The following is a 24576-nucleotide window of genomic DNA, read 5'->3' as shown; positions in this document are numbered from 1 at the left end:
CTTAAAAATGTTGCCTGATGTTTCGCAATTTGATATATGCAGCTGCTTTGATGACCCTCGCTGGTTGTGGCAGAGATTATCTCGACATAAAACCCAAAGGAAAGGTGATCCCTTCTACGTATAAGGATTACCGTTTGTTGATGAACAACTCCTATGACCTGGTGAGCTCCTATGGCGCCGATGAACTGGCGTCTGACAACGTGGAGTACTATGAGCAGCAGGGGCTTGATTATTTGGGCACTTCCACCTACCGGATACATACCTGGCAGGACGATGTGTGGATGTCTACCGACAATGATGCACAGTGGAGCAACCTGTATAAGCAGGTGTATCTCGCTAACGTGGTACTGGATGGTATGAAATCCGTGACCGACGGCACGGAAAAAGAGCGTAACCAGTTGACCGGTGAGGCTTTGATACACCGATCTTTTGCTTATCTTTCGCTGGTGAACCTTTATGCCGTACAATATGATGCTGCCACTTCGGCTACAGACAGAGGTGTGCCGCTGTTGCTGGCGCCTACCACCGACGCCAAATTAAACCGTGCTTCCGTAAAAGCCGTATACGATCAGTTGCTGACAGATCTGAATCAGGCTACGGCGTTGCTGGGCACTACCAGTACCAGCGTTTATGAGCCTACGCTGGCTGCTGCCTATGCCTTGCAGGCCCGTGCTTATCTCATCAGAGGGGAGTATCCCGAAGCGCTGAAAGCGGCATCCAAAACGCTGGAGATCAAAAACCAGCTGGCAGACTATAATAAGTTTGTAGCTGATCCCCGTAATACTTATCCGGAGAACAGGAGCAATCCTGAAACGATCCTGATGAAAACAGTGTCTAACAGTTATACGTGGTTCTCGCTGAGCAAGGATTTACAAACGGAGTTCAAAGACTCTTTGATTGACCTGCGGTATAAAGTACTGTTTACTTCCACTACCGCCCCATTTGTGGGTTACCTGTATTATTGGGGAGAGTTCCTGTTGTTTGATGCCCGCCTCGTAGGGCCGACGGTGCCGGAGATGTACCTGGTACGTGCTGAATGTAATGCCCGTTTGAACAATGTGGCTGCTGCCATGCAGGATGTGAACCTGTTGCGTAAAATGCGTATTGCGCAGGCGGCGTATGTACCATCCACAGCAGCTACAGCAGATGAGGCGTTGCAGCAGGTGCTGTCGGAGCGCCGGCGGGAGTTGTGTTTCAAAGGACAGCGGTTGTTCGATCTGAAACGGCTCAACAAAGACCCGCGTTTCGCTAAAACCATTACGCATACCTACAGCGGGCAGACGTTTACGTTGAAGCCTAACGATTATCATTACGTGTTTCCTGTGGCGCCGAAGCTGATGCAGATGAATCCGGAACTGGAGCCGAACGAAAGAAGATAATTCACCAACCAACCAATAAAAAAGCGGCGGCGGACCTTTCCGCCGTCCTCTATTTTCTTATGAAACAGTTTCTTTTGTATGTACTCTTGTTGGCCGGTATAACGGCCACAGCACAGGAACCCGGGATTCATTTTGAACACGAACTAAGCTGGAAAGACATCAAAGCCAAAGCCAAAAAAGAAGGCAAGTTTATTTTCATGGACTGCTTCACCACCTGGTGCGGGCCTTGTAAAATGATGAGCCGCGACATTTTTCCGCAGCAGTCAGTGGGTGATTTTTTCAATGATAAATTCATCTCCGTCAAAGTACAGATGGACAAAACGGCCGGTGACGACGCGGCTGTAAAACGCTGGTATGAAGATGCCGCCGCTATTGCCAAAGAATATAACGTGATGGCCTATCCGACGTTTTTGTATTTCGCGCCTGATGGCCGCCTGGTACACCTGGTGGTGGGTGGCGACAGTGCCGCCGCATTTATCGCTGCTTCTGCACAGGCATTGAAGCCCGAAACGCAATACTACACCCGTATGGAGACGATGGCTAAAAATGCAGGCAGTCAACCAGATACACTGAAACGGTTAGCGGAAGAAGCCCGGAAAATGTATGATGGCCGCTACACCGTTTTGTTTACACAACGCTACCTTCGTGCCGTGCCGGATATTTTTGCGCCGGACGTGTTGCATTTCCTGGACAAGTTCACCCTCTCCAGCCGGGACACAGGATTTGTCATCTTCCGGAAAAATCCTGCTAAAGTCGACCAGGTGATGGGCGCACGTTATGCAGAAAACAGGGTGCAACAGATCATCTTCGGAGAAGAGATTTATTCCGAACTGAAGGAAGGCGATAAGCCCGATTTTACGGCCATCCAGGTGAAGCTGAAAAAGAAATACCCCGAATTAGCAGGCATCGTGATGGATAAGTTCCGGGTGCAATGGTACCAGCGCACCAAAGCGTACGACCAGTTTGAAAAAGCAGTGAAAGTCTATCTGAAACAATACGACAAACAACTTGATCCCAAGGATTTGAGCAGCTTCGCCCGCACTGTCGGTCTTTATGCCACAGATACAACCATGTTGCGCACCGCGCTGGCATGGAGCGAGCGCGCGGCTAAAGAAGATCCTCATGCGGAGGCAAAGAGCGTACAGGCTTTGCTGTTGTATAAACTGGGAGATACCGCAACGGCTGTCCGCTTACAGGAAACTGTTGTTGGTGACCTTTCTACCGGAAAAGAAAACAAATACAGGAAAGAATATCAACAGAAAGTACTCGATAAGATGAAGAACGGGGAAAAACTATAATCAATTACAAATTACGAATGAAGGGCTTTCTTATAGAGAGGTTACTAAATAACCTTCCTGTATGAAAGCCCTTCATTCGTCATTCGTAATTGAGTTTGTTCCCTGTAGTTTGTTGCCCGTTTCGCCGGATTTACCTACATTGCCTGCCTAATCACGTTATTTAATATACGACATGGAACTAACAACACTGGCCCCGCAGTCTCTGTGGCAATATTTCAGTCAGCTGAACGCCATACCCCGGGCCTCTAAGAAAGAAGAGAAGGCAGTGGCTTTCGTTGAGGCATTTGGCCGTCAGATTGGCCTGGAAACGACAAAGGACGCTGTCGGAAACGTGTGCATCAAAAAACCGGCAACCGCTGGTATGGAAGACCGCCAGACCGTTATCCTGCAATCCCACCTGGATATGGTGCACCAAAAAAATGGTGATACCGTATTTGATTTTGATACACAAGGTATTGAGATGTATGTAGACGGTGACTGGGTGAGGGCCCGTGGTACTACGCTTGGCGCAGACAACGGCATCGGCGTGGCTACTATCATGGCTATCCTGGCAGCTACCGATATTGCGCATCCTGCCATCGAAGTTATGTTCACCATCGATGAAGAAACGGGTATGACCGGTGCTATGCAACTGGACCCTGCTCCTTATACCGGAAAAATATTGCTCAACCTCGATACCGAAGAGGAAGATGAAATCACTATCGGTTGTGCCGGTGGCCTGGATACCAACACCAGCGGCAACTACCAGCAGGTGCCTGCCGTAGCGGGTGGCGCTGCTTATGATATCACCGTCAAAGGCTTGCTGGGCGGTCACTCCGGTATGGACATCAACCGTGGCAGAGGTAATGCCAACAAACTGATGAACCGCCTGTTGTACAACGTGCGGCAGTCTGTTGACCTGCAGCTGGCCTCCCTTGATGGCGGTAGTCTGCGTAACGCTATCCCGCGTGAATCCCGCGCAACGGTAGTAGTGCCAGGTGCTGATAAAGCCCGTTTGGAGGAACTGGTACAGGCGTTTGCGGCCATCCTGAAAGAAGAATATAAAACCGTGGAAACAGGGCTGACAGTGGAGATCACGCCGGCAGCCACGCCTGCCTCCGTGATGGAACCTGCTTACTTCGATAAACTGCTGCGTGCTATCTATGCCGCGCCGAACGGCGTGTTCCGCATGAGCCCCGATATTCCGGGCCTGGTGGAAGCATCCAACAACATCGCGAAAGTAAGCGTGAAAGACGGAACGTTCATTACCCAGTCACTGCAACGCAGCAACGTAGACAGCACCAAAGAAGACGTAGCCCTCGCGGTACGGGCAGCCTTTGAAAACATGGGCTGTGAAGTAGTACAGGTCGGTGGTTATCCCGGTTGGAAACCCAATCCGGATTCTCCTGTCCTGAAACTGATGTTGTCTTTATACGGCAATCACTTCGATCATACCCCGAAAGTAGGCGCTATCCACGCCGGGCTGGAATGCGGTATCCTGGGCTCGCTGCTGAAAGGACCGGATATGATTTCTTTCGGGCCTACCATCCGTGGCGCGCACTCTCCCAATGAATGTGTGCAGGTATCTTCTGTACAGAAGTTCTATGGGTTTCTGCTGCATATTCTGCGTGAAATTCCTAAACGTTAGTCACTGTAAATGTTTTATACCGGGGCAGGCTCAAGGGCCTGTCCTTTTCTTTTAATCATATCGTAGCCCAGGGCTTCAGCCCTGGAAACGGGAAAATAATATTGATTTAATGCCCGGTTATACGGCCTTAGTAAAGAGATTGGTGAAGGATATACGAAGGATACGTGAAGGATACCACAAGGAGGACTATACAAAAATATAGGAATCAGCGAGTTGTAAGTATTTGATAAATGATGATATGATAAAGTCTGATAGTATTTTGCCGTTTGCTGTAATCTTTTGTGACTGGCTGATTTATTTCTTGCTACACATAATAATTTTAAGATATGTAGCAATCTTTCTAATTAAAAATATTATCTTACCTACGTTTTAAATTTTCTGAAAATGGCTATTAACTTACAAAAAGGACAGAGGATTGATATTGGCCTGTCCAGCATCAGTGTCGGACTGGGATGGGAGCCAAACGAAGGTACAGGTGCGGCTTTCGACCTCGACGCATCTGCCTTTATGATCGATGACAACAGATCGATCCCGGAAGAACGTTATTTTGTATTCTATGGCAACACAGACTCTCCTGATGGCGCGCTGCATCATACCGGTGACGACCCTACGGGCGGCAACAGCGACGGCGGCGATGATGAAACCATCATGGTAGACCTGACGAAAGTGGATCCCCGCGTAAAGGAAATCCTGTTCGTCGTTACCATTCACGACGCTATCGCCAGAAGACAGAACTATGGCCAGGTAAGGGATTCGTATATCCGTATCGTTGATAACGCTACCTCACAGGAGATCGCTAAATACGAACTGGGAGAAGACTTCTCCATCGAGACAGGCGTGGAATTCGGCCGCCTGTACGTAAAAGACGGTCAATGGAAATTTGAGGCTTCCGGTAAAGGATACAAGGAAGACCTGGCATTTTTCCTCTCTAAATATTTTAAAGGACAGATCATTAAATAACCTATATATGGCGATCAATCTCGTAAAAGGTCAAACTATCGACCTCCGTAAAAATGATCAGGGAGAAGAATTCGATCTCTCTACCGTAACCATCGGCCTTGGCTGGGACGTAAGACAGAAAAAAGCCGAAGGCGGTTTCTTCGGAAAACTTTTCGGAGGCGGACAGAAAGAAGAAGAGTATGACCTCGACGCGGTGGCTTTCCTGCTGGACAACAACGGCAAAGTGGCCAACCTGGGCCGTACCGTGCAAACCAAAGACGGCAGAAGCCTCGGCCTGTACGAAGGGGACGTGGTGTTCTTCAACTCCATGAAACATCCTTCCGGCCACATCTGGCTCACAGGCGATAACAGGACCGGCGCCGGCGATGGCGACGATGAGCAGATCATCATCAAACTGGACCAGATGGACCAGCGCTACCAGAAAATCCTGTTCATGGTGACGATCTACCAGGGACGTGCCAACAACCAGCATTTCGGTCTGATTGAAAATGCGTTTATCCGTGCGGTAGATGCCAGAGGCAAAGAAATCGCCAAATTCAGCCTTTCCGGTGACAGCACCTACAATGGCATGTGCTCCATGACATTCGCGGAAATATACCGTAAAGACGGCGCCTGGAAATTCAGAGCGCTCGGCAACCCGCACCAGTCCGACAGCTTCATCGATGAACTGAAGACAATGGTGTACTCCTGATTTCCTGAATGCATGTAACTGTAGCAATGTTGTTAACCCAAATCAACAGCAGCGCTTTAACCAACTTATTTTATGAGAAGACTACCTGTTTACCTCTTGCTGGACACCTCCGGCTCCATGAGCGGAGAACCGATAGAGGCCGTGAAGAATGGCGTCCAGATAATGATCAGCTCATTAAGACAGAACCCGCAAGCCATCGAGACTGCATTTCTCAGTATCATCACGTTCGATAGCAATGCCAGGCAAATCGTTCCTTTAACAGACCTGGCCTCCTTCCAGATGGCCGATATCCGTGCTACCGGCACCACCGCGCTGGGCGAAGCCCTGCAGCTGGTCAGCCAGTGCATAGACAGGGAAGTGGCGAAAACCACCGCTGAACAAAAAGGCGACTGGAAACCGCTGGTGTTCATCATGACCGATGGCGTGCCGACCGATAACTGGCAAAGCGGCCTTCAGATGTTTAAACAGCGCAAAACGGCCTACACCGTGGCCTGCGCAGCCGGCCATGGCGCCGATACTTCCGTGCTCAAACAGATCACTGAAAACGTGGTGAGCCTCGATACGGCCGACAGTGCCACGATCTCCCGCTTCTTCGCCTGGGTGACCGCCTCCATCGGCGTAACCTCCACCCGCGTAGAAGATTCCGGCAAAGAAGTGACCGGCCTGTCTGAACTGCCGCCACCACCCTCCGAACTGAATATTGTAGTGTAAGACTTTAATGTACTGATATGCGACGACTACCGGTATATTTCCTGCTGGACACCTCCGGTTCCATGTATGGGGAACCCATTCAGGCATTGAACAATGCCCTGAGCGGGATGGTCAACAACCTTCGTATGGATGCCCATGCCCTGGACTCCCTGTGGCTCAGCATCATCACCTTCGACAGGGAAGTAAAGGAACTGGTACCGCTCACCGAACTGGTGAGCTTCCAGTTGCCCGAAATCACCTGCCCGCAGAGTGGACCTACCCATACCGGACAAGGACTGGAATATCTCTATGGTAAAGTGGTCAATGAAGTACAACGGGGAACGCCCACCCAGAAAGGAGACTGGCGCCCCCTGTTGTTTATTTTTACAGATGGTAAACCATCCGATCAATTACTTTACCGGGAGATGATCCCCAAAATAAAAGGCCTCAACTTCGGCGCCATCGTAGGATGCGCCGCCGGCAAAGCGGCCGACAACGACATGCTGAAAGAACTGACCGAAACGGTGGTGCACCTCGATACCGCAGACAGTGCCACCCTGCGCCGGTTCTTTAAATGGGTGTCCGATACCATCGAACAGGGCAACAAAAGCATGGGCACCACCTCACAGGTAACCCTGCCACCGCCACCCCAGGAAGTGAATTTAGTGATCTGATCAACAATTTATGAACGTAAAACTTATAGGGCACGACTTCAAAAGCCTGCAGGTAGAATTAACCCACAACGAGAAATTTTACTGTGAGAAAGGAGCCCTGATCTATTACGAAGAAGGTATCCATTCTTCCATCAACGTATTTGATAAAGGCATCGCCGGCGTACTGAAAAGGAAACTGACCGGCGAAAGTATTTTTCAGGTAGAACTGTGTAATACCAACCTTAACCCGAAGAAATTAATGGTCGCCGGCAGGGTAGGCATGCTGCCTGTCAACCTGAAAAATATCTCCGGTGGCATCATCTGCAGGGCCGGATATTATGTGGCCTCCTCTGATAAAGTGGACATCGACGCGAAGCTGAACCTCACCTCGCTGATCGGTGGCACCGGCCTCATTATGCAGAAAATCACCGGCCACTGCACCGTGTTCCTCGATGTGGTGGGAACGCCCACCACGCTGGACCTCGCAGCCGGTCAAACGGTTTTTGTGGATGAAAAAAGTTTTATCTGTATGAATGCTGATATGCAAAACAGGATGTCGTCACACTTCTCCGGCAGCAATATGCTCGGCGGAGAAGGGCTCTCCATGCTCAAAATCACAGGACCGGGCACTGTATACGTAACCTCCGTAAACTTCAGATAATGAGAAGACTCCCCATTTATTTTCTGATAGATGTCTCCGAATCCATGGTCGGAGAACCGGTACAGCAGGTGGAAGAAGGCCTGTCACAGATTATTCAGGCACTCAAAGCTGACCCCTACGCTATTGAAACCGTTTGGGTTTCTATTATCGTTTTCGCAGGACAGGCCAAAACACTGGTACCCTTGCAGGAGATCATCAATTTCTACCCACCCCGTTTCCCCATCGGCGGCGGCACCTCGCTCAGCAAAGGCCTTGGCCACCTGATGTACGAGCTGCGCAAAAACCAGGTGAAAACCACCTACGAACAGAAAGGCGACTGGAAACCCATCGTATTCCTGTTCACCGACGGTGTGCCTACTGATGATACCCGCGCGGCCATCACCGAATGGAAACAGAACTGGCAACGCACCGCCAATATGGTGGCCATCTCTTTCGGCAACGAAGCAGACGTGCATGTACTGAAAGAACTCACCGAAAACATCATTCATTTCAAAAACAGCAATGCCGCGGCCTACAAACAGTTTTTCAAATGGGTGACAGACTCGATCAAAACCAGCAGCGAAAGCGTCGAGAAAAACGCCTCCGGCTTTGAACTGGCTAAAATATACAGCGACGACACCCTCAGCAAGGTAGACCTCACCAAACCCATTCCGCCACAGTCCTACATGGACAGCAACTATGCGGTGCTGGTAGGCAAATGCCAGAACTTGAACCGGCATTACCTGATGAAATACCGCCGCTCCGAAGAAGAAGCAAAGATATACGGACTGGACATCAACCGCCTGTCATACCGACTGGTCGGCGCTTTCCAGGTAGATAACACTTACCAGGAACTGTCCGATGATACCGCAGGCCCGTCCCGCATCAACAGTGATGAACTGATCGGCAGCCCTACCTGCCCGTGCTGCGGCAACCAGGTGGCTTTCGCCATGTGCGTATGCGGTCAGATCCACTGCATCGGCGAGGAACATATCAGTACCTGTCCCTGGTGCGGCAACAAAGGCACTTACGGCATCGGGGAAGGCGGATTCGACGTTAACCGCGCTCAGGGCTAAAAGGAATCAACAGCATGTCAAAAAAATATATCCGCGAACTATTTGCTGCTAAAAATATTACGATCGCCGGCAGCAAACAGCAGCTGTTCGACGCATTTGTGGATGATGAACAACATCAGCTACTGGCCCGGCAGATACTGGAAAACCAACAACGACTCATGGACATATGGCAGTATAAAAACAGGCTGGCGGATATCCAGCAGCAAACCGTCACCATTCCCAATGCCACGGTGGGCAAGCCTTACCAGGCTACGCTCGACTTCCGGCAGTGGCCCGATATCACCTGGACAGCCATCGAAGGGCTGGAAGAATACGGACTGCGTTACGATGCCGCCAGCGGCATCCTACAGGGCACGCCGGTGAAAAGCGGCGATATCCGGCTTAAGCTGCAGTTCCGCCTCACAGGCGGCGATGCTAACGCTGCTCCCCACGAGAAGCTGCTGCCGCTGGTGATCAATCCTGATCCCCGCTCGCTCTGGAAAAATATTCCCAGCGATATGGCCGGCCCTTTCTGGAAAGCAGATGATGTGGCCGAGTTTGCCCCGCTGGGCGATCGTTGGGTGACCGTCGCCTCCAAACGGGGACGCTCCCACGCCAACGTAGGGTCGTTCCGTGATGACGACTATGCTTTCCGGCACCTGGAACCTTCCGGCTGGAGCGTGCTGGCCGTATCCGACGGCGCCGGCAGCGCTAAAATTTCCCGCGAAGGCTCCCGCCTGGCCTGCGCCGGCATTATCGATTATTTTGAGCAGTACTTCAAAACCGCTCCCATAGCAGATATCGACGCGCTGTTCCAGGAACACGCCGCTGGTACCGGTACCGACACACAAAAGAGAATCACCCGCCTGGTGTATGATACACTGGGCAAGGCCGCTTTCTCCATTCATAAAAAACTGGAAGAATTTGCTGCCGCTCAACAGGTTTCCATAAAAGATCTGCATTCCACCCTTATATTTGTGCTGCTGAAAAAGTATGCATTTGGCTATGTCATCATGAGCTTTGGAGTAGGAGACTGCCCCATCGGGCTGTTGAACAAGGACTGTTCCGCTATCACCCTGATGAACCGGCTTGACGTAGGAGAATTTGGAGGCGGCACGCGGTTCATTACCATGCCTGAAATTTTTACGAGCGACAAATTCCCTACCCGCTTCGGTTTCAAACTGGTGCCGGACTTCGCTTATCTCATGCTGATGACCGACGGTATCTACGATCCTAAATTTGTGGTGGAAGCTAACCTCGAAAAAATAGAGACGTGGAAAGCCTTCCTGGATGACCTGAACGGCAACAACCCGGAAAAAGTGGCTCTGCCACTGGGCGCACACGCACCGGAAAGCGCCGGCCGCCTGTCTGCCTGGATGGATTTCTGGAGCCCCGGTAATCACGACGACAGGACCCTGATGATCATCAGTTAATTGCATATTGATTAGGTAACACCGTAACATCATGAACACTAAAACTGTCCATTCCGTCATTAACGCAGGCAAGTCTTATCAGTATATTGATAACGGCGAACCTATGCGCGGCGGGATGAAAGATGTGTATTTCAGCCCCGATAAATCTTATGTGGTAGCGTTCTACCGGGATGACCAGGATTTCAGCTCCCGCGAACGGCTGCGTAAAATTGTGACCGAATACTATAACAGTTTCTTTAACCGCGAAGGCGGCCACTACTACAAGGATTTGTACTGCTGGCCGACCGACATGGTGGAACTGGGCAAAAAAGTAGGGCTCATCGTTCCCTGCTATAATCAGAATTTCTTTTTCAAAAAAGGATACGCTTCCAATGATCTGATCAAAGGAAAAGAAAAAGAGGGCAAATGGTTTGCTTCTCCCAAATTCAGGAACAAACAATTTGCACTGCGTCTTGACGAAGCTGAGCTGGGCAACTGGCTGAGCTATTTCCAGATCGGCGTCAATATCGCCAGGGGGGTAAAACGCCTGCATGCCGCAGGGCTGGCCCATTCCGACCTGTCTTATAAAAACGTGCTGGTGGACCCGGTCAGCAAATCGGCCGCCATCATTGACATAGACGGCCTCGTGGTGCCCGGCCTGTTTCCGCCCGATGTGATCGGCACCGCCGATTTTATTGCGCCGGAAGTACTGGCCACCAAACATCTTGATGTCAAAGACGCCAATCGTAAACTGCCGAGCCGCCTGACGGACCTGCACGCGCTGGCGGTCATGATCTATATGTACCTGCTGTACCGGCACCCGCTGAAAGGCGGTAAGGTACATGACCTCGACACGGAAAAAGACGATCTGCTGTCTATGGGCGAAAAAGCCCTGTTCATCGAACATCCGCAGGATGCCTCCAACAGGCCTAAGCTGAACCAGCTGAACCCGAAAGAGCTGCCCTGGGCGGATGTAACAAAACTACCCTACACCATCACCGGCCCTTACCTGAAGGAGCTGTTTGACCAGGCCTTCATTACCGGCCTGCATCAGCCCAATAACAGGCCGCCGGCGGAAATGTGGGAACAGGCGCTGCTGAAGACCACAGATCTGATGCAGCCTTGCAGCAACCCGGCCTGCGAACAGAAATGGTATGTGTTTGATAATACCATCTCTCCAAAATGCCCGTTCTGCGGTACGCCGCATAAAGGCACATTGCCGGTGCTGGATTTGTATTATGAATTCAAACCGACCGTCTGGAAACCGGAAAACCACCGGTTGATGGTCTACCATAATCAATACCTGTTTCAATGGCATGCCAACCGTAACGTTATCCGCAATGAGCGGCTGACACCGGAACAGAAAGTGCCCGTCGGTTATTTTACTTTCCATCAGAACAAATGGGTGCTGGTCAACCAGAAACTGGCGACCCTGAAAGACCTGACGGAAGACAAGGAAATTCCACCCGGCACCATGGTGGAACTGACCGATGGTAAAAAACTCCTGCTCTCCCGCGAAGAAGGCGGAAGGGTAGTGATCATCACAATGGCGAACAAATAAATACCTATAAAAAACACACTGAAATGAATTTTGCAGAACTATTCCAACAAATTCTTGACAATCCCATCCCGTCCCTGATTGTGGTGGGGAACCTGATTATCATCGAAAGTTTGCTTTCCGTTGACAACGCGGCGGTACTGGCCACTATGGTAATGGACCTGCCTGAAAAACAACGTGACCGCGCACTGAAGTATGGTATCTTTGGCGCTTATTTGTTCCGTGGCCTTGCGATGTTGTTTGCTTCCTTCCTGATCCAGTTCTGGTGGCTTAAAGCATTAGGCGGCCTGTACCTGCTGTACCTGGTGTTCAGCTGGGCAAAAGAAAAACGTGCTAAGGCGAAGGCAGCTGAAGAAGAGGAAGATGAATCTATTGACAAGGAAAAGAACTGGCTGTACAAGATGACGGTAGGCGCTATCGGTCCCTTCTGGGCCACAGTGGCACTGGTGGAGCTGATGGACATGGCTTTCTCTATCGACAATATCTTTGCTGCGGTAGCTTTCACGGATAACATCCTGCTGGTTTGCCTCGGCGTATTTATCGGTATCCTCGCCATGCGTTTTGTGGCGCAGGCTTTCGTACGACTGATGACTAAATTCGCTTTCCTGGAAACTGCTGCGTATATCGTGATCGCTATCCTGGGCCTGAAATTGTCCCTGTCCATGTGGGAACATTACAACACCGAATCACCGGTGACCAAATTCCTCGAAAGCCACATCGCTGACGTATGGACTTCTATTCTCACGGTTGGCGTGTTTGTAGTGCCGATCATTACTTCTGCGCTGTTCAACATGCCTAAAAGAGGCACAACCGCCCAGCTGGACGAGAAGAAAGCATAATAACCAAATAAAAAAATAACTAAATAAAAAATTGCATTGGTCTTCGGGCTGATGCAATTTTTTTTAGAGGGTATCGGTGTTGAGCATGGTGCGCAGGATATTGGTCTGCACATCGTAGTTGCCGATTTTCTGGAGGAAGTCTACTTCGGAGATTTTATCATAATAGTCCTGCAGCAAGGCCCGGACATTATCGGGGATGGCGGTTTTCAGGATGTTGGCCCTGCTTTCCAGCTGATCGTTTTTATCGGTCATTTCCTGTATGATCCTCGCCTTTTTAGACAGGGAGTTGGTCCAGTCTATGTCCGGAATGGAGGAAAGGTCACACAGTAAAAACAGGTTTTTGGAAGGGAAGAAAAGGAAGTGCCGGTCAACGTCCAGGAAGCGGTACACTTCCGCGATCATACTGCCGGTTTTGAGGCCACAGAAGAACTCTGTGCGGAACTCATGTTTGCACAGCAGTCCCATGAGTTTTTTGTGGATGGTAGCGTAATTGTTTTTATAAACGTCTGCCGCCTCATAATGGATAAGGGCCATCATGTGGTCAGCGGAGATATCGTAATAAAAATCCTGGGAGAAGCGGCTGCTGAAGGTGTTGATGTTTTTGGAGAACGGGTATTCGTCCGTGTTGTCCGACAGGGTTTGGTACAGCCTGCGGAGCGACAGGTTTATTTTCAGTGCCTGTTTCTGTTTGTCGAGATCGTAGTTTTTTTCAGAAAAGACGGAGCTGTTCAGTTTCTCCATCATTTCTTTGTTGAGCTGCATTTCGTCGTAGATCAGGCTGACGTTTCTTTCGTTGGAAGCCTTGATTTTTCTCAGCAGCTCGATGGCAGAGGCGGTGTATTGCAGGTGGAACAGCTCCAGCTTATTGATATCCAGTTCGGGGTTGGTTTCAAATAACTTATGGACAACCTGGCTTCGGAGATATATTTTGTAAATAATCTCTTCTTCAAAAAAAGCGGACAGCAGCTGTAGTTTGCTGTTGGTTTTATTTGAGTCATTTAATATAATCGCCAGGTTATCCTCCATTATCTAAACACGGTTAGCGAACGTTAGTTACATTTTTCTTCAGCTCTGTTTCCAGGTTTTGCAGTTCACCGTTGAGTACTTTACGGCTTTCAGCGCCCTGGTCATGAATTCTCTTCACTTCATGCAACGTTTCGATCAGCGACTGGGTGGTGCGTTTCAGTGTTTCGACAGACACCACGGTCTTTTCGTTTTCTTTTGCCACCTCGATACTGTTCTGTTTGAGCAGGTCTGCATTTTTCTGCAGGATGGTATTGGTGGTATCGGAAACTTTGCGTTGCATTTCCACGTTGGCCTTCTGGCGTTGCAGCGCTACCGCGATGGTAAGCTGGTTTTTCCATACGGGGATGGTAGTGGAGATGATAGACTGCGCTTTTTCGGCGATAGAGGTGTTGTTGTTCTGTACCAGCCGGATCTGCGCCAGTGATTGCAGCATGATGAAACGTACGATCTTCATGTCTGCGAGCCTTTTATCCAGACGGCCCACGAAATCGCGAAGGTCCGCAATTTCATAGTCGTTGTAGTTGCCGGCATTGGCTTCCATTTCGGCCAGTTTCTGCGTCAGTTCATTAAACTTCAGTTGACCGGAGATGATCAGGTCTTCCATCTGTTTAATGTAGTTGACGTTGCTGTCGAACATGGTTTGCAGGGAGCTGTTGTCTTTCAGGGAATTGATGCGGCCCGCTTTGATCTTGTTGGTGATCTTGTCGATGTTGGCCACTACGGTATCATATTTCTGGAAGAGTTTCTGCGCGTCGAGAACGAGTTTTTTCAGGAACGGTACTTTGGAGAGAAAGCCCTTCAGGCCGCCCGGGTTGAGCTCATCCACGTCGATGTAGTTCAGTTCGCTGAGCAGTTCATTGATCAGGCCACCTACTTCTCCGGCGTTGTAGGTGCGCACAGAGGTCAGGAACTCGTTGCTGTAGCGCTCCATGGAGCTTTGTACGTCAGCGCCGTAGTTCAGGATAGAGTTCACGTCGGTGGTGACCAGCGACTTATTGAGCTCATTATATTTCTGCGTTTCCTGGGGGGTAATGCGGGCAAGGTCGGCATTGCCGTCCTTGTCCAGTCTTACCACGGGAAGCGCCTGATCAGTAACATTTGGATTAGATTCCATAAGGTATCGTGATTAATGGTGATAGCATTACAAAGGTAAGGACTACAGGTATTGCCTGGACACAGTGTCCACGGTTTCCTGCAACTTACTGTCACGGGTGGGTTCACCGATGGCGTTGAATTTCCATTCACCGTTTTTCTTGTAAAATACGCCCATTACCATGGATACGTGACCGGCAAAACCGGGACCGCTGGCAATGTCGTAGGTGGCAAATACTTCATTCACACGGGAAGGGGTGCCTTCGTATATGCGGATGGAAGCAAACGGAATAGTGCCGAAGTCGTGGCCACGGAAGCTGTTGAGCACAAAAGCCACGTAGTTCACGCCCGGGTTCAGGCGGGAGAGGTCCACGGTGATCACTTCGTTGTCCAGGCCATCGTTGCCGTTCATATCGCCGGTCAGGTCATCACCGCTGTGGCGGATGGAACCGTCCTGGGAGCGCAGGTTACCGAAATACACTACTTCCTGCAGCTGTTTCTGTTCGTTGAACAGGGCGCAGCTGCCGTCCAGGTCTACCGCTTCTTTGGATTTGGACATACCGAAGAGGCCTTTCTTTTCGATGGCGCCCCAGTTGATGCCTACACAGATATTTTGCAGTTTAGTACCGTTGCTTTTCTCGAGGCTGATACGTTGGCCTTTTTGGAGATTAATTGCCATTTGTTGGGTTGTTTAATGGAAATGGTATGGAATAGATTAGTTGTATTTGTTCAGATAGTCCTGCAGACCGCCTTTCATGCCTACGCCTACAGCTTCAAATTTCCATTCGTCGCCACGTTTGTAGATACGGCCGAACTCTACGGCTGTTTCGATGGAGAAGTCTTCTTCCAGTTCATATTTCAGGATCACTTCGTTGGTAGCGGCATCGACTATACGTACATAGGAGTTTCTCACCTGGCCGAAGTTCTGTCTTCTGGTTTCAGCATCATGGATGGTCACTACCACGCATATTTCGGTCACTTTTGAATCTGCTTTGGAGAGGTCGATTTTAATCTGTTCGTCGTCGCCGCCGCCTTCGCCGGTGAGGTTATCGCCGGTATGTTCTACGCTGCCATCAGGGGAAACGAGGTTGTTGTAAAACACAAAGTGCTGGTCGGACAACAATTTTTTGTTATCGCCCATCACAAAGATGGAAGCATCGAGGTCGAAGCTGGTGCCGGTAGAGGAGGAGTTCACATCCCAGCCTAAGCCAATAGTAAATTTGGGAGCATTAATCGCCTGCCGTTGTCCTTTTTGCAAATTAATTGCCATGTTGTATGCTTTTATGTTTTCTATGAAAAATATAGTGGTTAATATACTGAAGATTTTGTTGATAGACCTCAATGGTGTGATAACCGTTGCCGATGGCCATGTCATACAAAATATTAATAAACTGGTCTGACTGATTTTGCAGGAAAATACAAAATGAATCGAAATCGTAGTTCAGAATATATTTTACGATCCGGGTATTGATGGCAAACCGTTCGTCCTGGATGATTTTCTCCAGGTGGAAGATCGATTTGACAAAATGATAGTTCAGATAATTCTCTATGTTGGGATGGATACTGCTGTTCTGCAATTCCGCATAATAAAGGAGGTACATGTCATTGGTGAGGCCATAGGCGTCCACCATTTTGAGGATCATCCGTTCATGTCCGCCGGTGATGCGGATATCATCCAGGAACACGATGGTTTTGCCGGCCAGGAATTCCCGGTCGATGTGAAACGAATCGTTGCCAATCAGCTTCAGTCGCTGTTCTGCGTCCAGTTCCCCGTAATCTTCCTTATAGGTGATGGTACGGTGTACTTTCGTTTCCTGTACGATGGGGTGCCCGTTGGCCGCCAGCCAGCGGTTGAGCCGGAACACAAAATGGTTCTTCATGGAGAACGTAGCGGTGGGTATGAAGGCATAAGGGCTGGACACTACCACCAGTTGCGGTACGGTACGGCCTTTCAGGTGCTGTTCAATAAACCCGTCGGCCAGCGTGGCGCCAAACTTTTCAGCTACCAGATCGTCACCGAATTTAAAACGGCTGTAATCATCCGGACAAAATCCGAACTGGCTGGTGTCAGTGATTTTATGCAGGGAGTATGTCGTCGTCATCAGTTAAGCAGGCTTGAGATACATTGATTGTTGGAATTGACCAGTAACGAATGAATGCCGGCCTCGGTGGCGCCTAGAATATCTGCCTTTACGTTATCGCCTATATGTATAATCTGTTGGGGCTGGATCACCTCCCCGTTTCTGGTAGTGGCAATGGCGTCCAGCATGAGCCGGAACATATCGGGATTGGGTTTTGACATGCCTGTTTCATCTGAATACAACTGAAAATGGAGGTATTGGCCCAGTTCCAGGTCCTGCAATACTTTTCTCAGGGTACGTCCTTTGATGAATGCAGTGTTGCTCAACAGGCTGAGGGTACAGTCCTGCCGTTGATGCAGCGTACGCAACACGCCCACCGTAGCGGAGCAATACACGACCGGCCGGTATTGGAATACCAGGGCCTCCATTTCGTTGTACAGTGCCGCCAGGTCAACCGTCTCAAAATCATACTGATGGTCGTTGATCTCACTGATCACCATCAGGTGCAGGGTGTCCGTATCAATATTACCACCTGTTTTTTCGTTGATGGCATTGGTCAACAGGTCTATCCTGCGGAAAATACGTTCCACTTCTTCGAGTGATTTTTTCCCTTGATTAAAATGATCAAAAAAGAACTTCGTCCGTTCCCGCTTAAAGGAAGGATTAGATCTGATCAAGGTTAACCAGAGGTCAAAGGAATAATGTTGATAGTTGTTCATCTGTTGGTTATGGTGTATAATCCTCACGGGCACTGCACAAATCAGGGTTAAGCCTATTTATGGTAGCATAGTGTGAATATAAATGTTGTTTACAAACAGGACATTCATCTTTTCTTGATATGCATGACTGAGCTGGGATTACATCAAAAAGCCTGCCGTAGTGTTTGCCAGCTAATATAACACTTAATCCTGCACGAAAATGAAAAAAGTGCAGGATTAAAGGATTGATAATAAGTTGTTTGCTGTCAAAATGACAACTTATCTAGTGTGAGATTGTTCCAGCTGTTTTATTTTTTCCGCCATGAGCCGGTTTTGTTGTGTAAGGGTATCAATTTGTTTATGCTGCTCAATCAGATAGAGGGTCATTTCTTCTATCTTTTGTAGCAGGCGTGCGCTCATATCACCTACATCCACTCCCTGCTTGCTCACTTCAGCTGCGGAAGGAATATCGGGCAGGTGGCGGTTATCGCGGATAAACTGCGCTACGGCCGGTAAAGTTGGCAGCTGATAGGTGGGGTCAAAAACAAAATCGGCCCATTCCTGCTGCGTCACTTTCACCTTGCGGGTTTTGATGTTACCGTTAACATTCAGGTTACTGTTACGCTGGTTGTTGCCAATATTCACCTCGCCGTTTTCGTCGTATCGCACCATCAAGCCATCATAAGCCTGTACGGCTTCTCCATGGAGGAAAAACAATTCAGATATACCCAGCTGTCCTTGTGGTCCGGTGCCGTTGTAGAAGGTAAAACGGAGTTTGCTGAACTGGCCGAATAGTGTCTGAATGTATTCCGTATTTGTATAGCCGGTTACATCCGCAATGGTTTGCCAGCCTGCAGTACCGGAGATATTGTAGCCTTCAACTTTAAAACGGGTAGGAGGCCAGTAACGGGTGGTCCAACCAACATAGGCGACTTTTTGTGTATGGACCGCCCATATATTGTCGATCAGTACCACGGTAGGATCGTTTTCAGTGGGCGCGCCGGTGTAGGAGGGGTCATATCTTCCGTCAAACAGTTTACTGGCATCCAGCTGATGGCTACCGGTTTGGGTGACGGTAAAGCGTTTGTTGGCATAAAACAGCATGTTTTTCTCCAGGCCGGCGTAGGAAATGTTGCTGGGTTGTACGAGGGTGGCTACTTGTGCATGAAGGGCAACGGGGGACAACAGGGCACAGGCCACTAACAATTTTTTCATCAGTACAGGGTTTAAAAAAGAATGAACTGGCAAGATAGTACAATACAGTACACAAAAAAAGAGGCGCCGGGTTTGCCAGTGCCTCCCTGGTGTTTCCTGCTTTCCTACGCTGGTATTATCCAGTTCAGGTTTTAAGGGTATAATCTCAGGTGTTGTTTTACCAAACCACCCCTTTTCAGAAACATCTTCACTGATTATTATCAAAGAACCATGCCGGAAGGTGCACGGAAAGAAAATAGTTGATTTTCAATGCAAACCTTTGCCGGCATAGCTTTTTACTGTAGCATTCATTGCACAATCCGGTTCCCATTCCGGGGGAAATGTTGCCTGTCCGCTTCGCTTGTCATCTGTCTGTAATCCGCTACAGTACCGGTATTGAACAAACCGGTAGACTGTTTGTTTCCAGTAAAATGCCGTATTGTTTCACCATTTAAAACCTTTCTTATGGCTATCGTTAAAGTGATTGAGGTGATCGCCTCTTCCGAAAAAAGTTTCGAAGACGCTGTACAGAATGCCGTGAAAGAAGTGGGTAAAACCATTCACAACGTAGATTCTGTATTTGTAAAGGATTTTAAGGTACATGTGAAAGATGGTAAAATCACCACTTACGGAGCAATCTGTAAAGTGTCATTCCGGCTTGATGAAAAACGTTGACCAGCGTACAGGGATTGGGCTGGCCTGTTGTTCAATCCCTTTTTTTACGCACCAATAAATGGAGATGCCATGAAATCGATACTTATATTGACCGATTTTTCCGATGCCGCCTTTCGTGCGGCAGAATATGCTACTAGTCTGGCGCCTTTGCTGGGCGTGGAAAGGATGATCCTGTACCATGCCTACCGCACAATGGTCCAAGGCACTGAGTTGCCGGTGCCTACTCCGAAGGTGGAGAAGCTCATGCATCTCGAAAATATGGAAAAGCTGGCTTCGCTACAGGACCAGCTGCGGCTGATGACAGATACTGACCCGAAATATGAACTCCTTGCGGAAGATGCATTTCTGCCCGACCAGCTGAACAAGCTCTGTAAAGAAAGCAACGTAGGCCTCGTGGTGATGGGCGTTGCGGGGAAGACGGGGCTGCAGCAGTTTTTTATGGGCAGCAATACGTCGCAGGTGCTGAAGACCAGTGAATATCCGGTGCTGGTAGTGCCGGAGGAGGCAGTAGTAGGGAAGGGTATCAGCAGTGTGGTCTTTTCCACCGACCTGGAGAACATCTCCAAGGCGTCGCTCGAACAGCTGTACCGTTTCCTCGACCTGTTCCACCCGCAAGTACACGTGGTGAACGTAGAACCGGCAGCCACCGATAAATATTCAGATGATACCAGGAAACAGATCTCCCTGTTGCATGACGTCCTGGAAAAATATAACCCGGCCTTCCATTATGTCGCTGGTGCCCATGTGGCCGACAGTGTGCTGGAGTTTGCAAAGGAACACCATGCCTCGCTGATCGTGACCGTGCCTAAAAAACATTCGTTTATCTCTTCCATTTTCCACAAAAGCATCTCTAAGGAATTGGCGTACAATTCCTTTGTGCCGCTGCTGTCGATACCGGCATTGCCGGAATAACGCGTTGCTGATTCCCGATGTTTCAGGGGCGTGCGTTCCGGAATTTCCACGTTCCGGTTAGCGGTCCGTATTTCAGGTTCCCAGGGCTGAAGCCCTGGGCTACGTTGTTTTTCAAGCTGTTTCGCATGATAACAACGAATGAACCAGAGAATTCTGTTTGCCAGCGACGAACGAACCTGAATAACATCTTAGCCCAGGGCTTCAGCCCTGGGAATATGGGAACGTGGGAAACCCGGAACGTAAACGAGGAAACGATTGTTTTTGAAAAATTACGATTTAACGGTATTAACCACCCCTTTGAAATAACCGGCTGATTCAGCGATGCCGGGCAACGGATCATTCATTTCTTTTTCATACTCGATGCTGCAGATGCCTTTGTAGCGTATTTTATCCAATGCACGGACGAAACTGCTGAAGTTGATGACACCCCGGCCTATTTCTGTTGGTTTGCCGTCTTTGGAAGCCACGGTGACATCTTTCAGATGCAGGTCAAATACCCTGTCTTTGTAGGCCAGCACTGCTTTGGCTGGATCTTCGCCGGCGCGGGTGGCGTGGCCGATGTCGATGCAGAGGCCCATGCGCGCGTCGCGGTCCCTGATATGTTCCCATGCGTTGCGCGGGCCGGGGTACAACGCGTCTTCCGGGCCGTGGTTATGGATGGCGAGGCGTATATCGTACTGTTTTACCTGTTGCTCTGTATAGTCCAGCAGTTCGGGCGTAGGCACTCCTACGATCATGGGCACCCCTACTTTGTTGGCGTAGGCAAAGGCTTCGTCGACCGACTGCTTTGTTTTCATATAGATCACGCCTACCGCATACACGTTGATGCCGGCATCGCGGAACTGGGCGAGTACGGCTGCTATCTGCTCCGGGCTGCTTTGCAACGGAAGGTGGACGTCTTTCAGGGAGATATGGCGGATATTGGCCCGCTGCATCATGGCAATGGCCTGGTCCAGTTTGAATTTGTAAAAGGTGTATCCGGCTACGCCGATGGACAAACGGTCTTTCGGCTGTTGTGGACCGGCCGGGCGCGCTGCTGCTGACAACAAAGGGGTGAGGCCGGTGGCCGCCAGTCCCAGGGTGGTTTGCAGCAGGAAATTTCTTCTCGAAGACATAAGCAAACGATTGATGTGAGGGCCAAGATCTTTAAATTTTCCGGTATTTTCCGGGCGAATTTTACCCCCGGCTGGTGTTTTCTGAACGGCCTGCCATTGTATCGTATATATGAGGGTGAATGTTTACATTTGTTTAATGGCGTGGCATAGGTTGGTGTGCCGGTCGCCGTATTTAACCCATAAAACGCCGAAGATGAAACCACGGATGAAAGCCTATACGCCGCACCCTGCGTTGCAGGACATTGTTGCCAGCATCACCATCTATGAAGCCGATTTCGCCAAATCGCCGGGGATTTCCAATATGTACCGTTTTGTGCCCACCTATCAGCGGTATATCATGTTCTATATCAAGGATCCCATTAAGGTACTGCGGGTATACAGCAATGATTTCCAGACTAAATCCGTATCACTTACGGTAGGACCGCTGGAACGTGCGGTAACACTGGACCTGGGGCAGCATCACCTGGGGATGGGCGTGGCATTTAAACCAGGTGGACTGTTTCGCCTGCTCAATATCCCGATGACGGAAATGCATGAACAGGATTTTGATACTAGTATGTTGCTGGGCAATGAAATAAAAGAAATTAATGAACAGTTACAGGAGAACACGCACGACTGGGATTTGATGGTCCACATTGTACAAACCTATCTGCTCAAAAAGTTGTCCCGCCTGAAGCCATTGCTCCCGGTGGACCTGGTGATGGGCAACCTGGTGGCGAACACCGGAAATATCACCATAGAAAAGCTGGCTGCAGACGCTTGTATAAGTGTCCGGCAGTTTGAGCGTAAAGTGGTGGAACGTACGGGCATGTCGCCGAAACGTTATGCAAGACTGATCCGCTTCTGTAAGGCCTATCACCTGAAGGAACTGCATCCTGAAGCTACCTGGACACGCATCGCGCACATGAGCGGCTACTACGACCAGATGCATTTTATCCGTGATTTTAAGGAGTTTGCGGGCATCACCCCTTCCTTTCTGGACGAAACGTCCTTAATGAACACGATCCGCCTTCACCGGATGATGACCCAGTAAAAGATGTCGTATTTGTACTATTTACCTGTCGGTAATCACGATAATTTTGCCTCCGAAGAGAGGGCAGCTTTTGTCTGACCATCATTTAACATGGTATGACAAGGGCACATCGCCGAGCTGCTTTCCTTCCGCCATGCGAACTATTAATGTCGTCTTAATCAGTAATCCCCATTGTTTGTTGTACCCCATTATCCGTTTGAGCGGTCCCGGAATTCTCCCGGTCTTGCCATAGTAGTAAATTGGTTTGAAGTGAAAAAAAGCCGCACAGTCGTCTGATTGTCGCGGTTCTTTTATTTACCTTTAGTGAAATAACCTTTCCCATGCCCTCCACGAGGTTGCCCCTGCTCTTCGCTATGCTGCTTGCCGGTAGCACGCTATATGCTCAGAATTTTCCACTTGATATGCCAGAACGGACAGTTGCCGGTGTCTGTCTTTGTTTTACTACGCTTGATGACCTGGAAAAGGCCGGTAATACCCTGCAACCGGTAAAAGTGCCGGAAATGGAGTTCGCGGAAAAAGCTCCCCTCCCGGACAGTAGTTATGAGTACGGTAAGGGATATGTTACCGCCAGATATCCGGGCATGATCTTTCAAACAGAAAGGAACAGCCGTTATATTGCGAAGATCCGGCTTACGCCTGATTTCAAAGGCAAACTGCCGGATGGACAAACGATCGATGTCCGGCACCTGACGGCGGCCGATGTGCTCCGGATGTATCCTGAATTAGTAAACAGGTGGAGGTGGAAGTCCTATGGGAATGATTACCTGACGCTATCAAACAGGTTGATTCGGTTTTATGTGAAAAAAGATTACCACAGGAAGCCGTTGTATCCCATAGACGAAGCCTACTATAGAAAAAGGCCCATCACCGGCATCGATCTTATTTATTCCTGTGAGGAGCATCGCCATCCTGTGGAAACCGGCCAGAGATGGACACTGCCTCCGGATTATTATGTAGACAGTGTTTTGGTGACGGACCTGAGAAAGGTACCCACCTCCTCTGGTAATATTGCACGTACGACGGAGGTAACACATTCCACAGACAAAATCAAGGTGGGCAACAACGGCGCCATTTTTGTCGAAACAAAAAAGTTTGTACGTCACCGTTATTGGAATATCTTCAGTCAGAACGAAACTTACCGTAAACTGGTACCATCGCCGGGTGCTGACAAAGACGTGGTATATATCCTGAAGGGCAAGCCGTTGACCTATATGCCCGAATCGTCTCTGGCGGAGGTTACCGCGGAGACTTTCGCCGGTCTTGTTATCCTCGATAAAGCCTCGCTGGAAAGGCAATACGGCATAAAGGGCAATAAGCCCGGTGTGGTGGTAAAGCTGAAAGCTGGTAAATGATACCATCAACCTTTTATCTCTGTTTTATGATAAAACGATTATTCTTATTCCTGCTCCTGGTGACCTGTGGTATACAGGTTTACGCGCAGACGTCCGGCCGGCCTGTGCGCCGGCCATCTGATCCGGACCGGCTTCCGGTCTATATTGTAGACAGTGTACAGGTAACGCAGGCCGATCTGGCAGAGATAAATCCCAATGATATCGTTAGCATGTGGATGCGGAAAAAAGATCAGATTGGCCGGGGGAATACAGATACCATTTTCATGGAAACGAAACAGTTTGTGCGTAACCGTTATTGGCTGATCTTCAGCCAGAATGCAGCCTATCGCAAAGTGGTGCCAGCACCGGGAGAGGATGGCGACGTTTTGTATATCCTGGACGGCAACGCATTGGGTGAAAATCCTGAAAAAGCACTGGCTGCAGTCAATATGAGTAATTTCGATATCATTGGTGTTATTGATAAATCCCTTTTTACCCAAAATCACAATCCTACGGGCAAAAAATATGGTGTGGTAATAACCCTGAAAAAAAAGAAGTGATCATCCGCGCCGCTTTCCGGTCGTCCTATTTCTGCTAGGTTTGTATGAATATTTTAT

General features: G+C 49.4%; 25 protein-coding genes and 1 riboswitch. Of the genes, 17 read left to right on the top strand and 8 right to left on the bottom strand.

Annotation, left to right across the window (positions count from 1 at the left end; genetic code table 11):
• The first annotated feature begins 17 nt into the window (after positions 1-17).
• From HHL17_RS23750 to HHL17_RS23695, 12 genes are all read left to right on the top strand, one after another.
• Positions 18-1379, top strand: coding sequence for a RagB/SusD family nutrient uptake outer membrane protein (locus HHL17_RS23750; RefSeq protein WP_169227345.1), 1362 nt, complete (start codon positions 18-20; stop codon positions 1377-1379).
• A 59-nt stretch (positions 1380-1438) separates the two neighbouring features.
• Positions 1439-2677, top strand: a complete 1239-nt coding sequence (locus tag HHL17_RS23745; RefSeq protein WP_169227344.1) for a thioredoxin family protein — start codon at positions 1439-1441, stop codon at positions 2675-2677.
• A 172-nt stretch (positions 2678-2849) separates the two neighbouring features.
• A complete protein-coding gene (locus HHL17_RS23740; RefSeq protein WP_169227343.1) occupies positions 2850-4304 on the top strand; it encodes an aminoacyl-histidine dipeptidase in 1455 nt (484 codons plus the stop codon).
• A 384-nt stretch (positions 4305-4688) separates the two neighbouring features.
• On the top strand, positions 4689-5264 hold the full coding sequence (locus tag HHL17_RS23735) for a TerD family protein (protein ID WP_169227342.1): 576 nt from the start codon (positions 4689-4691) through the stop codon (positions 5262-5264).
• 7 nt (positions 5265-5271) lie between these two features.
• Positions 5272-5955 (top strand): TerD family protein, encoded by a 684-nt coding sequence (locus HHL17_RS23730; RefSeq protein WP_169227341.1) that lies wholly within the window; start codon positions 5272-5274, stop codon positions 5953-5955.
• A gap of 72 nt (positions 5956-6027) precedes the next feature.
• Complete coding sequence (locus tag HHL17_RS23725; RefSeq protein WP_169227340.1) at positions 6028-6666, top strand: vWA domain-containing protein; 639 nt, start codon at positions 6028-6030, stop codon at positions 6664-6666.
• Positions 6667-6683: 17 nt separating this feature from the next.
• Positions 6684-7319 (top strand): vWA domain-containing protein, encoded by a 636-nt coding sequence (locus HHL17_RS23720; protein ID WP_169227339.1) that lies wholly within the window; start codon positions 6684-6686, stop codon positions 7317-7319.
• A 10-nt stretch (positions 7320-7329) separates the two neighbouring features.
• Positions 7330-7959 carry an AIM24 family protein gene (locus HHL17_RS23715; RefSeq protein WP_169227338.1) on the top strand — a complete coding sequence of 210 codons (630 nt, stop codon included), beginning with the start codon at positions 7330-7332 and terminating at the stop codon, positions 7957-7959.
• On the top strand, positions 7959-9014 hold the full coding sequence (locus tag HHL17_RS23710) for a TerY-C metal binding domain-containing protein (RefSeq protein ID WP_169227337.1): 1056 nt from the start codon (positions 7959-7961) through the stop codon (positions 9012-9014). Before HHL17_RS23715 ends, HHL17_RS23710 begins: the two co-directional genes overlap by 1 nt.
• A gap of 14 nt (positions 9015-9028) precedes the next feature.
• Positions 9029-10426 (top strand): PP2C family serine/threonine-protein phosphatase, encoded by a 1398-nt coding sequence (locus HHL17_RS23705; protein WP_169227336.1) that lies wholly within the window; start codon positions 9029-9031, stop codon positions 10424-10426.
• A 31-nt stretch (positions 10427-10457) separates the two neighbouring features.
• Positions 10458-11966 (top strand): helix-hairpin-helix domain-containing protein, encoded by a 1509-nt coding sequence (locus tag HHL17_RS23700; protein ID WP_169227335.1) that lies wholly within the window; start codon positions 10458-10460, stop codon positions 11964-11966.
• A 23-nt stretch (positions 11967-11989) separates the two neighbouring features.
• Positions 11990-12802 carry a TerC family protein gene (locus HHL17_RS23695; RefSeq protein WP_169227334.1) on the top strand — a complete coding sequence of 271 codons (813 nt, stop codon included), beginning with the start codon at positions 11990-11992 and terminating at the stop codon, positions 12800-12802.
• Between the two features lie 63 nt (positions 12803-12865).
• On the opposite strand, the gene HHL17_RS23690 is transcribed toward HHL17_RS23695, so the two are convergent.
• The 7 genes from HHL17_RS23690 to HHL17_RS23660 form a co-directional block, all read right to left on the bottom strand.
• A complete protein-coding gene (locus tag HHL17_RS23690; RefSeq protein WP_169227333.1) occupies positions 12866-13828 on the bottom strand; it encodes a hypothetical protein in 963 nt (320 codons plus the stop codon).
• Between the two features lie 13 nt (positions 13829-13841).
• Positions 13842-14942 carry a toxic anion resistance protein gene (locus HHL17_RS23685; RefSeq protein ID WP_169227332.1) on the bottom strand — a complete coding sequence of 367 codons (1101 nt, stop codon included), beginning with the start codon at positions 14940-14942 and terminating at the stop codon, positions 13842-13844.
• A 42-nt stretch (positions 14943-14984) separates the two neighbouring features.
• Positions 14985-15599, bottom strand: coding sequence for a TerD family protein (locus HHL17_RS23680; protein ID WP_169227331.1), 615 nt, complete (start codon positions 15597-15599; stop codon positions 14985-14987).
• Positions 15600-15635: 36 nt separating this feature from the next.
• Positions 15636-16190, bottom strand: a complete 555-nt coding sequence (locus HHL17_RS23675; protein ID WP_169227330.1) for a TerD family protein — start codon at positions 16188-16190, stop codon at positions 15636-15638.
• Positions 16180-17022 carry a phosphoribosyltransferase family protein gene (locus HHL17_RS23670; protein ID WP_206156160.1) on the bottom strand — a complete coding sequence of 281 codons (843 nt, stop codon included), beginning with the start codon at positions 17020-17022 and terminating at the stop codon, positions 16180-16182. Before HHL17_RS23670 ends, HHL17_RS23675 begins: the two co-directional genes overlap by 11 nt.
• Positions 17022-17720 (bottom strand): HAD family hydrolase, encoded by a 699-nt coding sequence (locus tag HHL17_RS23665; RefSeq protein WP_169227329.1) that lies wholly within the window; start codon positions 17718-17720, stop codon positions 17022-17024. The genes HHL17_RS23670 and HHL17_RS23665 overlap by 1 nt, the downstream gene beginning before the upstream one ends.
• A 258-nt stretch (positions 17721-17978) precedes the next feature.
• Positions 17979-18914: a hypothetical protein gene (locus HHL17_RS23660; protein ID WP_169227328.1), complete on the bottom strand. Its 936-nt coding sequence runs from the start codon at positions 18912-18914 to the stop codon at positions 17979-17981.
• Positions 18915-18998: 84 nt separating this feature from the next.
• Positions 18999-19098: riboswitch (TPP riboswitch) on the bottom strand.
• Between the two features lie 260 nt (positions 19099-19358).
• On the opposite strand from HHL17_RS23660, the gene HHL17_RS23655 reads away from it, so the two are divergent.
• A complete protein-coding gene (locus HHL17_RS23655) occupies positions 19359-19568 on the top strand; it encodes a dodecin family protein (RefSeq protein ID WP_169227327.1) in 210 nt (69 codons plus the stop codon).
• 69 nt (positions 19569-19637) lie between these two features.
• A complete protein-coding gene (locus HHL17_RS23650; RefSeq protein ID WP_169227326.1) occupies positions 19638-20480 on the top strand; it encodes a universal stress protein in 843 nt (280 codons plus the stop codon).
• Between the two features lie 269 nt (positions 20481-20749).
• On the opposite strand, the gene HHL17_RS23645 is transcribed toward HHL17_RS23650, so the two are convergent.
• Positions 20750-21595: a sugar phosphate isomerase/epimerase family protein gene (locus tag HHL17_RS23645; RefSeq protein WP_169227325.1), complete on the bottom strand. Its 846-nt coding sequence runs from the start codon at positions 21593-21595 to the stop codon at positions 20750-20752.
• A 193-nt stretch (positions 21596-21788) separates the two neighbouring features.
• On the opposite strand from HHL17_RS23645, the gene HHL17_RS23640 reads away from it, so the two are divergent.
• The 3 genes from HHL17_RS23640 (at position 21789) to HHL17_RS23630 (ending at position 24519) form a co-directional block, all read left to right on the top strand.
• Positions 21789-22628 (top strand): helix-turn-helix domain-containing protein, encoded by an 840-nt coding sequence (locus HHL17_RS23640; protein WP_169227324.1) that lies wholly within the window; start codon positions 21789-21791, stop codon positions 22626-22628.
• 401 nt (positions 22629-23029) lie between these two features.
• Positions 23030-23980, top strand: a complete 951-nt coding sequence (locus HHL17_RS23635) for a hypothetical protein (RefSeq protein ID WP_169227323.1) — start codon at positions 23030-23032, stop codon at positions 23978-23980.
• A gap of 26 nt (positions 23981-24006) precedes the next feature.
• The gene (locus HHL17_RS23630; RefSeq protein ID WP_169227322.1) at positions 24007-24519 is read left to right on the top strand and encodes a hypothetical protein; all 513 of its coding nucleotides are present in this window, start codon (positions 24007-24009) and stop codon (positions 24517-24519) included.
• The last annotated feature ends 57 nt before the right edge of the window (positions 24520-24576 follow it).

Source organism: Chitinophaga fulva (assembly GCF_012927205.1).
Classification (GTDB): domain Bacteria; phylum Bacteroidota; class Bacteroidia; order Chitinophagales; family Chitinophagaceae; genus Chitinophaga; species Chitinophaga fulva.
Note: the sequence above shows the minus strand (reverse complement) of the source record. Positions and strands in the feature narration are given on the sequence as shown.